This is a genomic window from Shewanella sp. KJ2020, assembly GCF_024197625.1.
Classification (GTDB): Bacteria; Pseudomonadota; Gammaproteobacteria; order Enterobacterales; family Shewanellaceae; genus Shewanella.
This window is the reverse complement of the sequence record NZ_JAKUKD010000005.1, coordinates 68,896-85,048: the sequence shown is the minus strand read 5'-3', so window position 1 is coordinate 85,048 and position 16,153 is coordinate 68,896. Positions and strand designations below refer to the sequence as shown.

Annotated in this window: 13 protein-coding genes; 7 read left to right on the top strand and 6 right to left on the bottom strand. The window is 47.6% G+C overall.

Features of this window, described 5'->3' with window-relative positions:
- Nucleotides 1-20: 20 nt before the first annotated feature.
- Together MJO46_RS03280 and MJO46_RS03275 are read right to left on the bottom strand one after the other, a co-directional pair.
- Nucleotides 21-518, bottom strand: coding sequence for a YchJ family protein (locus tag MJO46_RS03280; protein ID WP_253988101.1), 498 nt, complete (start codon nucleotides 516-518; stop codon nucleotides 21-23).
- A gap of 43 nt (nucleotides 519-561) precedes the next feature.
- Complete coding sequence (locus MJO46_RS03275; RefSeq protein ID WP_253988100.1) at nucleotides 562-1,137, bottom strand: nuclear transport factor 2 family protein; 576 nt, start codon at nucleotides 1,135-1,137, stop codon at nucleotides 562-564.
- A 134-nt stretch (nucleotides 1,138-1,271) separates the two neighbouring features.
- Between MJO46_RS03275 and smrA the strand changes: the two genes are divergently transcribed.
- The gene (gene smrA, locus MJO46_RS03270; protein ID WP_253988099.1) at nucleotides 1,272-1,862 is read left to right on the top strand and encodes a DNA endonuclease SmrA; all 591 of its coding nucleotides are present in this window, start codon (nucleotides 1,272-1,274) and stop codon (nucleotides 1,860-1,862) included.
- Nucleotides 1,863-1,943: 81 nt separating this feature from the next.
- Here the strand turns inward: smrA and MJO46_RS03265 are convergent, their stop codons facing one another.
- Nucleotides 1,944-3,809: a M2 family metallopeptidase gene (locus MJO46_RS03265; protein ID WP_253988098.1), complete on the bottom strand. Its 1,866-nt coding sequence runs from the start codon at nucleotides 3,807-3,809 to the stop codon at nucleotides 1,944-1,946.
- Between the two features lie 218 nt (nucleotides 3,810-4,027).
- Here MJO46_RS03265 and MJO46_RS03260 point away from each other — a divergent pair, with 218 nt between their 5' ends.
- Together MJO46_RS03260 and MJO46_RS03255 are read left to right on the top strand one after the other, a co-directional pair.
- Nucleotides 4,028-4,666, top strand: coding sequence for a TetR/AcrR family transcriptional regulator (locus MJO46_RS03260; protein ID WP_253988097.1), 639 nt, complete (start codon nucleotides 4,028-4,030; stop codon nucleotides 4,664-4,666).
- A 15-nt stretch (nucleotides 4,667-4,681) separates the two neighbouring features.
- Entirely contained in the window at nucleotides 4,682-6,961 is a 2,280-nt protein-coding gene (locus tag MJO46_RS03255) for an acyl-CoA dehydrogenase (RefSeq protein WP_253988096.1), read from the top strand.
- A 198-nt stretch (nucleotides 6,962-7,159) separates the two neighbouring features.
- Here the strand turns inward: MJO46_RS03255 and pyk are convergent, their stop codons facing one another.
- Both pyk and MJO46_RS03245 read right to left on the bottom strand, forming a co-directional pair.
- Nucleotides 7,160-8,599: a pyruvate kinase gene (pyk, locus tag MJO46_RS03250; protein WP_253988095.1), complete on the bottom strand. Its 1,440-nt coding sequence runs from the start codon at nucleotides 8,597-8,599 to the stop codon at nucleotides 7,160-7,162.
- Between the two features lie 184 nt (nucleotides 8,600-8,783).
- Nucleotides 8,784-9,638: a MurR/RpiR family transcriptional regulator gene (locus MJO46_RS03245; protein ID WP_007648285.1), complete on the bottom strand. Its 855-nt coding sequence runs from the start codon at nucleotides 9,636-9,638 to the stop codon at nucleotides 8,784-8,786.
- 312 nt (nucleotides 9,639-9,950) lie between these two features.
- Between MJO46_RS03245 and zwf the strand changes: the two genes are divergently transcribed.
- The 4 genes from zwf to MJO46_RS03225 are packed head-to-tail and all read left to right on the top strand — an operon-like array spanning nucleotide 9,951 to nucleotide 14,644.
- On the top strand, nucleotides 9,951-11,423 hold the full coding sequence (zwf, locus tag MJO46_RS03240; RefSeq protein WP_198783389.1) for a glucose-6-phosphate dehydrogenase: 1,473 nt from the start codon (nucleotides 9,951-9,953) through the stop codon (nucleotides 11,421-11,423).
- 9 nt (nucleotides 11,424-11,432) lie between these two features.
- Nucleotides 11,433-12,131 (top strand): 6-phosphogluconolactonase, encoded by a 699-nt coding sequence (pgl, locus tag MJO46_RS03235; protein ID WP_253988094.1) that lies wholly within the window; start codon nucleotides 11,433-11,435, stop codon nucleotides 12,129-12,131.
- Between the two features lie 24 nt (nucleotides 12,132-12,155).
- Entirely contained in the window at nucleotides 12,156-13,982 is a 1,827-nt protein-coding gene (gene edd / locus MJO46_RS03230; RefSeq protein WP_253988121.1) for a phosphogluconate dehydratase, read from the top strand.
- A gap of 20 nt (nucleotides 13,983-14,002) precedes the next feature.
- A complete protein-coding gene (locus MJO46_RS03225) occupies nucleotides 14,003-14,644 on the top strand; it encodes a bifunctional 4-hydroxy-2-oxoglutarate aldolase/2-dehydro-3-deoxy-phosphogluconate aldolase (RefSeq protein WP_253988093.1) in 642 nt (213 codons plus the stop codon).
- A gap of 145 nt (nucleotides 14,645-14,789) precedes the next feature.
- Here MJO46_RS03225 and MJO46_RS03220 read toward each other — a convergent pair whose 3' ends face one another.
- The gene (locus MJO46_RS03220) at nucleotides 14,790-16,139 is read right to left on the bottom strand and encodes an anti-phage deoxyguanosine triphosphatase (RefSeq protein WP_253988092.1); all 1,350 of its coding nucleotides are present in this window, start codon (nucleotides 16,137-16,139) and stop codon (nucleotides 14,790-14,792) included.
- Nucleotides 16,140-16,153: the final 14 nt, after the last annotated feature.

Sequence of the window (16,153 nt, the reverse complement as noted above, 5' to 3'; positions counted from 1 at the left end):
GAATCAAAGCTATAGGCGTTTTAAAGCGTCTTTAAGCAACATTGCTTAAATTTTTTACCGCTATGACAAACACAGGGATCATTTCTGCCGGGTAATTTAGTCCTCATCTGCCTGCCTTGGGTGTAATACCATCGCCCCTGTTGATGAACAAACTCTGAGCATTCATAGATAGCATCTATCTCACCCTCGAGCTTATACCAAGCCTTAAAGGTTACCGTTCCCTCCCTTTGCCCTGAGGCGTCGAGTTGCTCCCTTGAATCAAGCACATCGAGCCCGAGCCAGTGGGGATGGGGCCCGCTTTGCAGGCTTGCTAGGGTTAGATCCTCGAGAAAATCGGGGTGGTGAGTCTTAATAATGTAATCAAAATTTTTCAACACAAACGCACAGTAACGCGACCGCATAAGCTGCTCGGGCGAATCTGCTATTTGCTCCCCACCATCCACATGGATATGCAGTGGTTTACAGCAATCTTGATAGTTTTTTGTGCTGCCGCAGGGGCAGGAAATATCTGAAACCATAGGTATAAAACTTAAAAATTAGCTATAAAATAATGGGGTTAGACTATTTTGTTTTTTTGCTGTCGGGCAAAGGTGAGAACTGACGACCATAGTATAAGTTAGGCACTGGCTTAGCATTGAGATAGAAGCTAGGCTCTGCTCGGTTATTCATATCTAAGGTGACACTCCAGCGAGTCGAAGACACTTTTTGCGTCCCAATAACAAATTTGCCTGCAAATTCACTCACAGGTTCACCGGTCTCTTCGGCGGGGTAGAATCGCACTAAATAATAGCCGGTATCTATGGCGCTGTTGCCGACCATTTTACGTTTCAGTATGCGAAAATCGATATCAATACGTGCTTTTTTAGTGCGGATTTTATCGAAAAACTTTTGATAAATCGCCACTATGCTGTCGCGGCCATAATAGATTTCTTTACTTTGGCTTTCAGAGAGATAACTGGCATCTTCAGTGTAAATTTCGCCGGTGACTTCAGGGGCGAGCTCGTTAAAGGCCTTAGTAAAGAGTAAATAATTGGCATTGATCAGCTGATCCGCCGTTGCAGTCGTTTTGGTTTTAGCTGGATTGGCGAAACTTGAGGTCGACAATAGGCATATCAGGGCTAGCAGCAAAAATCTCATTACATTATTCTAATCGAGCAATCATGGCGCCACTATAATGTAGGCGCCCAGTGAACTAAAGTGTTGAATGTTTACAAAGTGTGTTTCTGCACTAAAAATGTGCGTTAATACTAAAGTAGTGGAAGGAGCATGCCATGCTGGATGATGGAGCTGCGCTGTTTTTTGAAGAAATGGCGGGTGTTGTGCCACTTAAGGGCGATGTAAAAGCGGTGAATTTACAACCTAAGGCATTAACGGTTGAGCAAATTCAGCGCCGTGATGCGCTGCAACGTGAGGCTTATTTGACCTGTATGCCCTTGGATTTAAGTTTAATCCCGATAATGGCACCCGATGATATTGTCAGCTTTAAGCGAGAAGGGGTGCAGGGCGCGGTATTTAAGCGCTTAAGGCTGGGGCAGTACAGCATTAAGATGGAGTTAGATGTACATGCCTACCGTTTGAGTCAGGCCCGTGATGCATTGCTCAATTACCTGTTAGCGGCGCAGGCCCATGGAGAACGCTGCGTCATGCTCATTCATGGCAAAGGCCATAATAGTAAACCTGTCGCAGGGCTACTGAAATCCGCAGTATCTCATTGGTTATCTCAGCTTGATATGGTGCTTGCCTATCATTCGGCGAAAACAGAACAGGGTGGAACGGGGGTTTTGTATGTGATGCTAACGAAATCCGAGCAGCTTAAGCTTGAAAATAAAGAAGCTAATCGCAAGGGGATGGGCTGGCGTTAAGGGAGTGCAGTTTAGTGGAAAATAAAAATGCCCAATCGATTTGGGCATTTTTGTTTTATATATCACAAGATGACGATTAGATTACCAACCGCATTGACGATTAGCGGCGGTATTTTGCTCATCAAGCCATATTTTCAGTGGCGCAAAATAGTCCAGTACGGCTTTTGCATCCATAGTGTCTTTACCTGTGACTTCTTTCAAGGCGACAGGCCAGGGCTGACTCGAGCCTAACGCTAACATTTTATTGAGCTTTTCACCGGCTGCTTGATTGCCATAAATACTGCATCTATGAACTGGCCCTTTATCGCCCGCAGTTTCACACAGGGCTTGATGGAACTGGAATTGCAAAATATGGGCAAGGAAGTAACGCGTATAAGGCACATTGCCTGGCACATGGTATTTAGCGCCGGGATCAAAGTCAGCTTCACTGCGTTGAGTCGGCGCTTTTACGCCTTGATATTTCTCCCTTAAATCCCACCAGGCTTGGTTATATTGCGCCGGAGTGATTTCGCCACTAAAGACCTTCCAGCGCCATTGATCGATCATTAAACCAAAGGGGAGAAAGGCAATTTTATCTAGGGCTTGTTTGAGCAATAAACCTATATCCTTAGAGGCATCGGGCACATCTTCTAATAGGCCAATTTGCTTTAAGTAACTCGGCGTGATGGAGAGGGCGATGGTATCGCCAATGGCCTCATGGAAACCATCGTTAGCACTGTTTTTAAACAGGAATGGTTGCATTTTATAGGCGCGCTGGTAGAAATTATGCCCAAGCTCATGGTGAATAACACTAAAGTCTTCGGCGGTTTTCTGGATACACATCTTAATGCGGATATCGTCGAGATTATCCAGATCCCAGGCCGAGGCGTGGCAAACCACATCACGATCCTTTGGCTGAACAAATAAAGAACGAGCCCAGAAGCTTTCGGGTAGTGCGGCAAAACCTAAGGAAGTGAAAAAGCTTTCTGCTTGTTTCACCATTTTGTGCTCGTCATAGCCTTTTTCTTCTAAGAGTTCGGTGACATCGTAACCCGGATCGGCATCATCGGGTGCCACTAAGTCATATACGTTGCCCCATTGCTGGGCCCACATGTTGCCGAGTAAGTGGGCGGGGATAGGGCCCGTTGTCGGCGCAATAGCATCGCCATATTCTCGGTTGAGTTCCCCCCTCACATAACAGTGCAAGGATTCATAAAGCGGCTTCACTTGGCCCCAGAGACGATCGAGTTCCTGTGAGAAATCATCGGGTTTCATATCATACTGACTGCGCCATAGCTCAGACAGATTGGCATAACCAAGATCCTTAGCGCCTTCATTGGCTAATTCGACTTCCCGCTGGAATAACGGGCGCATAGGTTTAGCGATTTCACGCCAGCCTTTCCATGCTTCTAACAGTTTGGCTGGATCGCGTGATTCGGCCATCAGCGTCGAAAGTTCTGGCTGAGTCATGCACTTACCATCGGCAAAACAGTATTTTCCTTTGCCGTATAAGCCATTCAATTCGGAGCTTATTTGGGCAAGCTCGGCATTTTTCGCAGGATCGAGCGGGGCGGGTAACACTAAGGCGCTGCGCAGTATGTTGAGCTTACGGGTATTAACGGGATCGAGGTCCACATTGGCGTACTTGGCCGCCTCGGTAGCAAATTTTACCGATGCCGCACTGATTTTCTCACCGACCGCAGCGGATAACGCTGCAGTATCATCGGTAATAAAATTGCTATAAATCCACTCTGCTCGGTTGGACTCTATGGATAACTGCGCCATTTGGGCTTCGGCATCATTAATAAAGGCAATGGCCTGCGCCTTATCTGGTACAGCATTTACCGTTGCCGTTTGCGAAGGCGCCGTGCTTTCGGTTTTGTCTTGTGCATCATTACACGCGGTTAATCCCAACGCTAACGCGACAGTAAAGGCGATTTTTGTGGGACGATTCAATCGAATAGCCATGTGTTGCAATCCTTTGTTGTTTTTGTGTTACGCATTTTACCTAACAAAGGTGTTTTTTGCACAAGGCTTAATGGCTTTCTTTATTGTTTGTGGTGATCAGTTAATATTTTGTTGGCCTTGGCGTCGTTAAAGCAGCTTATTTGGCCATTTTTAGTTTGACATCCTGAGTGTCAATGTTTAATTTAAACGAGTGTTTTAAATTAATTCAAGGTCACGGAATGGCAAGTCGATCCGATACAAAAACGAGAATTCTTGATGCCGCGGAAAAACTGTTCGCGGAAAGGGGCTTTTCCGAAACCTCCCTGCGACTCATCACCAGCAAAGCTGAGGTGAATCTGGCATCGGTTAATTACCACTTTGGCTCTAAAAAGGAGCTTATCCGTGCGGTGTTAGCCCGTTATTTAGATATGTTTATGCCAGCTGCGGCGACTGAAATAAAGCGATTGAATGCCGCATCGTCACAGGCTAGCCTAGAAGAGATCTTCTCTTCTTTAGTCAATCCACTGTTAGATCTTAATAAGTTACGTACTGAAGGCACCACGATTTTCCTCCAGCTTTTGGGCCGAGGTTATATCGAAAGCCAAGGGCACTTGCGTTGGTTTATCACCACCCACTATGGCCAACATTTAGATACCTTTGTCAGGGCCGTTTCGGCCAGTGCACCCCATATTCCACCCGCAGAGATGTTCTGGCGCTTACACTTTACCCTCGGCACTATCGTGTTCACTATGGCGTCCGCCGATGCCTTAAACGATATTGCTGCGGCGGAGTTTGGTGAGCATAACGACATCGAAGCCGTTATCCGTAAAGTGATTCCCTACATGGCGGCTGGTGTTTCAGTCCCCGTTGCATCTTAATAAAAGGTCTTGATCATGTTAACGATTATAATCCTTGCCCTGATAGCCGTTGTCCTGTTGTTTGCGGTCAAAAATATCAGAAAGCAATTTATTACCCAGCCTGTATTTCATTTTTTCAAAAAAGTCTTACCGCCATTATCCGATACTGAGCGTGAAGCGATGGAAGCGGGCGATGTGTGGTGGGAAGGGGAGTTATTCCGCGGCAATCCGAATTGGAATACCTTGCACAGCTACGGCAAACCTGTGCTGAGCGCCGAAGAAAAAGACTTTATCGATAATCAAGTGATGACGGCACTGACGATGATCGATGATTTCGACATAGTGCATAACCGTAAAGATTTGCCGCCAGAGTTGTGGGAATACTTCAAGAAAGAAGGCTTCTTTGCGCTGATCATCCCGAAAAAATTCGGTGGTAAAGCGTTTTCGGCCTATGCCAACTCTACTATTGTCAGCAAATTAGCCAGCCGTAGCGTCAGCGCCGCGGTAACGGTTATGGTGCCGAACTCCTTAGGCCCAGGTGAGCTATTGACTCACTATGGTACCAGCGAGCAAAAAGAGCGTTGGTTACCGGCCTTGGCCAAAGGCGATGAAATTCCTTGCTTTGCGTTAACAGGCCCCGAGGCTGGCAGTGATGCAGGCGCTATCCCCGATGTGGGGATTGTGTGCCGTGATACCTTCAATGGCGAAGAAATGCTCGGCCTTAAACTCACCTGGGATAAGCGTTATATCACGCTCGCACCTGTAGCGACGGTTCTCGGTTTAGCGTTTCAAATGCGCGACCCTGACGGTTTGCTTGGGGATAAGAAAAACTTAGGCATTACCTGCGCACTGATCCCCACAGATCATCCTGGTGTGGTCATTGGTCGTCGCCATAATCCACTGGGCATGGCGTTTATGAACGGCACCACCCAAGGTAAAGAAGTGTTTATCCCGCTGGATTGGATTATCGGTGGCCCTGATTTTGCGGGTAAAGGCTGGCGTATGCTGGTCGAGTGTTTATCCGCCGGCCGTGGCATTTCACTCCCCGCATTGGCAACGGCCTCTGGTCATATGGCGACTAAGACGACAACTGCCTACAGCTATGTGCGTCACCAGTTTGGTATGGCAATTGGCCAATTTGAAGGGGTGCAAGAAGCACTTGCCCGTATTATTGCCAATACTTACCAGTTAGAAGCTGCGCGTCGTTTAACGACCACAGGTATCGATCTTAAGGTGAAACCCTCAGTCGTGACTGCCATTGCTAAGTTCCACATGACGGAATTAGGTCGCTCTGTGATGAACGATGCGATGGATATTCAATCGGGTAAGGGTATTCAATTAGGGCCGAAAAACTATTTAGGCCACCCTTATATGTCAAACCCGATTTCAATCACTGTGGAAGGGGCAAATATTTTAACCCGTTCCTTGATGATTTTTGGGCAAGGAGCGACTCGCTGCCATCCTTACGTGCTGGCTGAGATGGAAGCGGCCGCGATGGAAAATCAGCATGAAGCGCTCGAGCGGTTCGATTCATTGTTGATAGGCCATATGGGCTATGCCACCCGCAACGCCTTCAGTGCCTTGTTTAATGCGTTAACCGGCAGCCGTTTTGGCAGCGCGCCAGTAAGTGGTGAAACAAAGCAGTACTATAAAGATATGACGCGCATATCCTCGGCCTTAGCGTTAATAACAGACTTATCAATGCTGATCATGGGCGGCGATTTAAAGCGCAAAGAAATGCTCTCGGCCCGTATGGGCGACGTATTGAGCCAGTTGTATTTAGGTTCTGCCACCCTAAAACTGTTTGAAGACAATGGTCGTCAGCAGGATGATTTACCTGCAGTGCGGTATGTCATGGCTAACCGTTTACACTTAGCGGCGAAAGCATTGGAAGACACAATTCGTAACTTCCCAAGTCGTCCCGTGGCATGGCTACTACGCGGTTTAATCTTCCCGCTCGGCAATCACTTTAATGCGCCAAGTGATAAAATGGTCACCGAACTGGTAGGGGGGATGTTAAAACCAGGGCCAGCCCGTGAGCGTATTACTTTCCTTTGTCCTGAGTTTGAAGGTGATATCGGGGGAATTGCCGAGGTTGAACAAGCCTTTGTGGCACAATATGCCTGTAAAGATATCTATAAAAAACTGAAGAAAGCCCAGCGCGCCGGAGAGTTGCCAGCCAAAGTGCCAAATCTCGTCCTGTTCGCAAAAGCACTCGAGACTGGTGTTATCACTGCCGATGAAGAGCAAAAGTTACAGCATGCCGATAAGCTACGTTTAGCGGCAATTAACGTGAATGACTTTGAGACCCTGTAGTGATCGCCAGTGCTGTAATCTGAGCATTTCTATTGTTTGAGTGATGCAGTCTAAGCGGTTTATGTTCTATTGAGCCGCTTGGATTTTTCTCTGATAAGCCACAACAGTCACAACGAATTGCAGGTATAAAAAAACCACCTTTATCAGGTGGTTTTTTATTGGCTTGGTTTCTAACCCGCTTGAGTCACGAGAAGAAACTTAAGCGACGATCAGCACTTTACAGGTGTTTGTGCCACCGATGGTTTCCATCGCGTCACCCTTAGTCATCAAGACTAAATCACCGCTTTGTAAATAGCCGGCTGTGGTCAGAGCCTCTAAAGCTTTTTGCGCTAATAGATCGGCTGGATAGATAGTTGAATCGAAGTAAATCGGTAATACACCACGATACAGCGCCATTTTTGCCAGCGTCGTAGAATGACGGGATAAACCTAAGATCGGCAGTGAAGAGCTGATGCGTGACATCAGTTTCGGGGTTGCGCCCGATTCGGTTAAGGCGATAATCGCTTTAACACCTTCAAGGTGGTTTGCCGCGTACATGGTTGATAGCGCGATAGTTTCTTCAACCGAGGTGAATCGTGCATCTAATCTATGCTTAGAGACTTTCACACTTGGATGAGACTCGGCGCCCAGACACACGTTCGCCATGGCTTTCACTGTTTCTTCAGGGAAATCTCCCGCCGCCGTTTCAGCTGATAGCATCACAGCGTCGGTGCCATCGAGCACAGCGTTCGCAACGTCCATCACTTCGGCGCGGGTTGGCATTGGGCTCGAAATCATCGATTCCATCATCTGCGTTGCAGTGATAACGATTTTGTTCAATTGACGTGAACGGGCGATGAGTTTTTTCTGCACGGCAACCAGGGCCGCATCACCGATTTCAACCCCTAAGTCACCACGGGCAACCATGACAACGTCAGAGGCGAGGATCACATCATCCATGGCTTCGTCACTGGCAACCGCTTCGGCACGTTCAACTTTGGCAACAATAAGAGCATTACTGCCGGCTTGTTGTGCTAATGAACGGGCATAGTCGAGATCGGCACCACTGCGAGGGAAAGAGACCGCCAAGTAATCCACTTGGATCATGGCTGCCGTCAGAATGTCAGCCTTATCTTTTTCCGTCAGCGCCGCAGCAGAAAGACCACCACCTTGCTTGTTAATACCTTTATTGTTAGATAAAGGACCAGCAACTGTCACTGTAGTGTGGACTTTACGGCCTTCAACACGTTCGACACGTAATTGCACTCGGCCATCGTCTAGCATCAGAATGTCACCGACATTTACATCGTCAGGCAGCTGCTTATAGTCGATACCGACTTGGTTTTCGTCGCCTTCGCCTTTCGCTAAGTCAGCATCTAAGGTATAGGCTTGACCTAATTTCAATTGGACTTTTTTGTTGTCCTTGAAAGTAGAAACACGAATTTTAGGGCCCTGTAAGTCACCAAGAATAGCAACATGAACACCCAATTCTTTTGCTATTTCGCGGGCTTGAGTTGCGCGCTTTAAGTGATCTTCAGGGGAGCCGTGGGAAAAGTTTAGACGTACAACATTTGCACCTGCCGCGATGATGCGGCGTAGATTATCATCACGATCAGTGGCGGGACCAAGGGTGGTGACGATTTTGGTTCTGCGGAACATAAGATACTCCGTTAAAGTTAAAAAATCTTGGGACTATATTACCATGCTATTCCAGATTATGTAGTAAAGTTACAATCAAATTGATCTAAAGTTATGTTTCAAAATTGTGAGGCATCGCTGAAATTTGCACTAAAAATGGCTAGGTGGTGGATTGGTACTAGCCATTTTTAGGATAGGAAGTGAATTACAGTATCGGATCTTTATTGATACGAGATTCCTTCAGCACTTCTTTAACGCGTTTAAGGTTGTCACGGAAACGTGGGCCGCGGCGTAGCGTAAAACCCGTTGCCAATACATCTATAGTCACCAATTGGGCTAAACGCGAGGCCATAGGCAAATACATATCGGTATCTTCTGGTACCTCCATTGTCACTGGCAGTGTACATTCCATCGACAGCGGTGAGTTGCGTGCCGTAATACCAATCACAGCGGCGCCGTTTTCTCTGGCTAAACGTGCTATTTCAATCAATGACTTAGTGCGGCCAGTGTGGGATATGAGCACCACAACATCACCTTCATTGCTGTTGATACAGCTCATACGCTGCATAAGAACATCGTCAAAACAGATGACAGGCACATTAAAACGGAAAAATTTATTTTGTGCATCATGGGCCACAGAGGCCGAAGCGCCTAAGCCAAAGAAGGAAATGGTCTTAGCTTGAGTCAGAATATCAACCGCTTTGTTAATGGCTGAAACATCTAAACTTTGACGGGCGGTATCTAACGAAGCCATTGAAGATTCAAAGATTTTTGTCGTGTAAGACTCGGGAGAATCATCTTCTTCAACATGGCGACTCACATAAGGCGTACCGTTAGCAAGACTTTGTGCCAGATGTAACTTAAAATCAGGGAAGCCTTTGGTATCTAAGCGGCGACAGAAACGATTCACAGTAGGTTCACTGACATCTGCCATCTTAGCCAGTGTGGCGATGCTGGAATGAATCGCTGTTTGTGGGGATGCTAAGATCACCTCTGCAACCTTGCGTTCTGACTTACTAAAATGGGTGAGGCTTTTTTGAACCTTTTCTAGGGTATTCATACGCGTACGTCCGCTAAATTGAGAATGTAATTTTATTTATTTTTGTTTAGTGGGGCAGAGCAAAATGGTTACACCACTAAATAGCTGCTTTGTAGTAATTTTTTAGTACAATTTTGAAATAAGATTTTACTACCTTCAGTAATTTAAGCACAAAAAGCATATCAGATTTATGCCCTAAGTGCCTAGTTAGCTAAAATGTTAATATTGATAAAAATAGATGCATTTAACAAATTCTGTTGTTATATTACAACAAAAGTGTGGATTTCTTCATCGGCATGAAGGGACACGACATACAAAGGAGAGCGTAACGCAATGGGCAAAACAACATCAGGCGCCAAAGCTTGTGACTTCGTACTCTTTGGTACTAAAGGCGACTTGGCACGACGCAAGTTGTTACCTTCTTTATACCAGTTAGATAAGGCTGAACTTCTCGATAAAGATACGAAAGTGATCGGTGTCGCAAAGGATGAGTTTAGTCAGGATGAATTTAGAGAGTTAGTCATTATTGCGTTAAACACCTTCGTCAAAGAACCCCTTTGCGAAGTCACACTCCAACGCTTCCTGTCCCGCTGCCACTATATAGGCACTAACTTTACTGATTCTGCAGGCTACAGTGCCTTCCATGATTTGCTCAAGCCAGAAGAGCGAGTGATGGTCAGTTACTTTGCGACGCCACCCGCTATTTTTGGCGAAATCTGCCGCTGTTTACATGAACAAAATCTTATCCACAGCGATTCTCGCGTGGTACTCGAAAAACCCATCGGTTCCGATTTAGCATCCTCCCATGTTATCAATGATCAAGTTTCCGCCTATTTTAAAGAACGTCAGGTTTATCGCATCGACCATTATTTAGGGAAAGAAACCGTCCAGAACTTGATTGCGCTGCGTTTTGCTAACTCTTTGTTCGCCTCTAAATGGGACAACCGGACCATTGACCATGTCCAGATCACAGTGGCAGAAGAAGTCGGGATTGAAGGCCGCTGGGGTTATTTCGATAAAGCGGGTCAAATGCGCGACATGATCCAAAACCATTTGCTGCAAGTGCTGACACTGGTTGCAATGGATCCACCAGTGAACTTAGACGCCGACAGTATCCGTGATGAAAAGGTAAAAGTGCTTAAGTCACTGCGGCCCATCAATGCCGACAATGTGTATGAAAATACCGTACGCGGTCAGTATAGCGCCGGTTTCTTAAAGGGCAGTCCAGTTCCTGGCTATTTAGAGGAAGAGGGTGCCAATCTTCAGTCTCACACTGAGACCTTTGTGGCGCTGCGTGTCGATATCGACAATTGGCGTTGGGCTGGGGTGCCTTTTTATTTGCGTAGCGGCAAACGTATGCCGTTTAAGAGTTCTGAAATTGTGGTGTATTTTAAAAATCCACCCCATAACCTGTATCGCTCAAGCTACCGTAATCTGCCACCGAACAAGCTGACTATTCGTCTGCAGCCCCATGAAGGGGTTGAGATCCAGATGATGAACAAGGTGCCAGGGCTAGAGCAGAAGCAGCGTTTACAAACCACTAAACTCGATTTGAGTTTCTCGGATACCTTTAAAAACGAACGTATTGCCGATGCCTATGAACGACTATTACTCGAAGCTATGCTCGGTAATCAAGCCCTGTTCGTGCGCCGCGATGAAGTGGAGCAGGCATGGACTTGGGTCGATGGCATTATCCAATCCTGGGAACAAAGTAACGAAAAACCAAAACCTTATCCTGCGGGTACTTGGGGGCCGGTGGCATCGGTTGCCTTGATCACCAAAGATGGCCGCTCGTGGGATGAATAGGGGGCTTCGATGATAAAAGAAACCGTATTTAAATCCTTTGATACCCCTGCGGCGCTTGAGCTACAGCTGGCGAATAAAATTGCCAGTCAGTTACAGGAAGCCGTTGATGCTCGCGGTAAAGCGAGCCTAGTGGTCTCCGGTGGTTCGACACCGCTTAAGTTATTTGAATTGCTCAGTATGCAATCGATTGACTGGAGCGATGTTTACATCACACTTGCCGATGAGCGCTGGGTCGATGTCGAAGACAGTGCATCGAATGAGCGGCTAGTGCGTGAACATCTACTGCAAAATCGCGCCGCTAATGCCAAATTCCGCGGTTTGAAAAATATGTTTTCCACCGCCGAAGCGGGCGCCGATATGGCTGCTGAGTCATTGTCTAACTTTCCCCGTCCCTTCGATGTGGTCGTACTGGGTATGGGCAATGATGGTCACACTTGCTCATGGTTTCCCTGCAGTGCGGAACTAAACGAAGCGTTATCCACGCCGGCGCTGTGTGTGGCAACTCACCCGACAACGGCTCCCCACGGCAGGATCACCTTGTCCAAAAGTGCGATTCTCAATAGCAGACAAATTTATCTGCATTTGGTCGGGGGACAGAAATTATCCGTATATCGTCAAGCCTTAGAGAATGATGATGTTAATGCTATGCCTATCAGAGCCGTATTAGCGCAGCGTAAAACGCCCGTTGATGTGTTCTGGAGCGCTTAAGGAGTCACAATGCACTCAGTAATCATGAACCCAGTAGTTCAAGCCGTTACCGACAGAATTATTGCCCGTAGCACAGCGTCACGTGCCGCTTATCTTGCCGCATTGAACGATGCTCGTAACCATGGCGTGCACCGCAGTTCCTTAAGTTGCGGTAACTTAGCCCATGGTTTTGCCGCCTGTAATCCAGACGATAAAAATGCCTTACGACAATTGACTAAGGCGAACATCGGCATAGTCACGGCATTTAACGATATGTTATCTGCGCACCAACCCTATGAAAGCTATCCTGAACTGCTGAAAAAAGCCTGTCAGGAAGTCGGCAGTGTCGCGCAGGTGGCGGGCGGTGTTCCTGCTATGTGTGACGGTGTGACCCAAGGTCAGCCGGGTATGGAATTGAGCCTACTGAGCCGCGAAGTGATTGCCATGGCAACGGTGGTGGGGTTATCCCACAACATGTTTGATGGCGCTTTACTGCTCGGTATTTGCGATAAAATCGTGCCCGGCCTGTTAATTGGTGCCTTAAGTTTTGGTCACTTACCTATGCTGTTTGTGCCAGCTGGCCCAATGAAGTCCGGTATTCCAAACAAAGAAAAAGCCCGCATTCGCCAGCAATTTGCCCAAGGTAAAGTAGACCGTGCGCAGCTGCTTGAAGCCGAAGCCCAGTCTTACCACAGCGCGGGGACTTGTACCTTCTATGGTACCGCCAACTCAAACCAGCTGATGCTTGAAGTGATGGGTCTGCAGTTACCTGGCTCATCCTTTGTGAATCCAGACGACCCACTGCGTGAAGCCTTAAATAAAATGGCGGCCAAGCAGGTTTGTCGTTTAACCGAAATGGGCACTCAATACAGCCCGATTGGTGAAATTGTTAATGAAAAATCCGTCGTCAATGGCATAGTGGCGCTGTTGGCTACGGGTGGTTCCACAAATTTGACCATGCATATCGTCGCTGCGGCTCGTGCGGCGGGCATCATAGTGAACTGGGATGATTTTTCCGAGTTATCCGATGCAGTGCCTCTACTGGCCCGCGTCTATCCAAACGGTCATGCGGACATTAACCACTTCCACGCCGCGGGCGGTATGGCGTTCTTAATTAAAGAATTGCTCGATGCCGGATTACTGCACCAAGATGTGAATACTGTGGCGGGCTTTGGTCTTCACCGTTACACCCAAGAGCCAAAACTGCTCGATGGTGAGTTGCGTTGGGTCGATGGTCCAACGGTAAGTTTAGATACCGAAGTTTTAACCTCGGTCGCATCGCCTTTCCAAAATAACGGTGGTTTAAAATTGCTTAAGGGTAACCTTGGCCGCGCCGTGATTAAAGTCTCTGCGGTTCAAGACCAGCACCGGGTGGTGGAAGCGCCAGCCGTCGTGATTGACGATCAAAATAAACTCGATGCCTTATTTAAAGCTGGCGCTTTAGATAGGGATTGTGTCGTAGTCGTTAAAGGGCAAGGTCCAAAAGCCAATGGCATGCCTGAGCTACATAAGCTAACGCCACTCTTAGGCTCGCTGCAGGATAAAGGCTTTAAAGTGGCACTGATGACCGATGGTCGTATGTCGGGCGCATCGGGCAAAGTGCCTGCCGCCATTCACTTAACGCCAGAAGCCCTAGATGGTGGTTTAATTGCCAAAGTACAAGATGGCGATTTGATCCGCGTCGATGCGCTCACTGGTGAACTCAGCCTACTGGTGTCCGAGGCTGAACTTGCCGCCAGAGCCGTGGGTGAGGTGAATTTACATCGTTCACGTTATGGTATGGGTCGCGAGTTATTTAGCGCACTGCGTGCAAACTTGAGCAGTCCTGAAACGGGTGCGCGCTGTACGAACGCCATCGATGAACTTTATTAATACTAAGGAAGAATAACGCAATGCTTGAGAATAACTGGTCATTACAACCACAAGATATTTTTAAACGCAGCCCTATTGTTCCTGTGATGGTGATTAACAAAATAGAGCATGCAGTCCCCCTAGCTAAGGCACTGGTTGCCGGTGGGATCACTGTGTTAGAAGTCACTTTACGCACCCCATGCGCCCTTGAAGCTATCACTAAAATTGCGAAGGAAGTACCAGAGGCCTTAGTCGGCGCGGGTACCATTTTAAATGAAGCCCAACTCGAGCAAGCCATTGCCGCTGGCGCGCAGTTTATTATCACACCGGGTGCCACGGTTGATTTACTTAAAGCAGGGATGAAGGGGCCTATCCCTTTGATCCCTGGTGTTGCCAGTATTTCAGAGGTGATGGCAGGAATGGCACTCGGTTACACCCACTTTAAATTCTTCCCGGCGGAAGCCTCGGGCGGTGTGGATGCTCTGAAAGCCTTTTCTGGCCCACTCGCGGATATTCGCTTCTGCCCAACGGGTGGCATTACGCCAAGCAGCTATAAAGATTATTTGGCCCTTAAAAATGTCGATTGTATTGGTGGTAGCTGGATAGCGCCAACGGATGCAATGGAGCAGGGTGATTGGGACCGTATCACTCAGCTTTGTAAGGATGCTATCGGTGCTTTATAAGCTGAGCTCGAAATAGTAAAAATAAAAACCACCGCGAGGTGGTTTTTTGTCTTTCATTTTTCACAGGGTGATAAAGAATGGCTGTGATAGTTGGCGCTATTGAAAGTCAGGCTTTTATAAAAGTAGGAAACTCAATGTTGCTTGCCTACATTTCTTTGCTCAGTTCGACATTCGAGCCCGCTTTGGGGCTAAATAATTGCTGATATAATCGCCCCGCAAACTCATCTGTCATTCCCGAAATATAGTCCGCCAACACTCTGTGACTGTTTAAACCCTGTTGCTCACTTTCGCGCCAGCGCTCCTGGGTGTTCAGCGGCAATAAGCGCTCGGGATCGGAAGCAAAAGCTTCAAATAATCCCATCACAATCTGCTGACCCTTATATTCGAGCATTTGCATTTCGGGTTTACGAATAACGTATTTATATACCAATTGCTTAAGTACATTGAGCGCAATGGCAAATTCGGGTTCAAGGTTGGCATTAAAGCGCAGTAAAGGTTCTTCGAAGGCCGGATCTTCGGTGATGATAATGGCTGTGACAAAACCATTGACCAGTGTGCCTATGGCATCCTTACGCAGATGATGCTCGTGGGAGAACAGTTTTTTGCCAATATCGGCTAGCTCTTGCTTTATCCAAGCATCATTGCTGTGGGTCAGTGTCGGTGCGACATCCTGCTGCCATTGGGATGCTGTGACTATGCCCATCACGATTGCATCTTCAAGATCATGCACCGCATAGGCGATATCGTCCGCCAATTCCATAATCGAGCAGTCGAAGGATTTAAACTGGGTTCGCAGATGTGGATAGTGGTGCAAGGCCGGGTGAGTGCTTTGCTGGGCCGAAGTAAAACGCGCTCTATCCGACTCTGATAAGGGCTCAAGCACCCAGGCAAAAATGTCATTATCGTCGTCGAATATGCCCTTAACGGGTGGCCATTGTGAGGGTTTAAGCTGTCTGTGGCTGGTGATCTCCGTATGCTCACATGGGACAAATAGCTGCGAGCGCGGTGCTGGGTATTTCAAAATCCCCAGCATAGTACGGCGGCAGAGATTCATTCCAAAATCTAAGGTGTAGGGCTCAAGCTTAGATAAAATGCGCAAGGTTTGGCCATTGCCTTCGAAGCCGCCATGATCGCGCATCATGTAATTCAATGCCACTTCACCACCGTGGCCAAAGGGCGGATGGCCAATATCATGGGCAAGGCATAAGGCTTCCAGCAGGCTCATGGAATCGAGTAGGGGCTTATGCTCAGGATATTTTCGGATTAACTGGGCGGCGATCCCCGTACCAATTTGCGAAACTTCGAGTGAATGGGTTAACCGCGTGCGATAGAAGTCATTCATGCCCACACCGAGCACTTGGGTTTTTGCTTGCAAACGACGAAAGGCGGCGGAGTGGAGGATACGCGCCCTATCTCTTTGATAGGGACTGCGGTGATCGTTGCGCCTTTGTTTATCTTCGCCATGGCGGCGTTCTTGCCAAACACTTGAAGTCATAGGTATTCCTAACG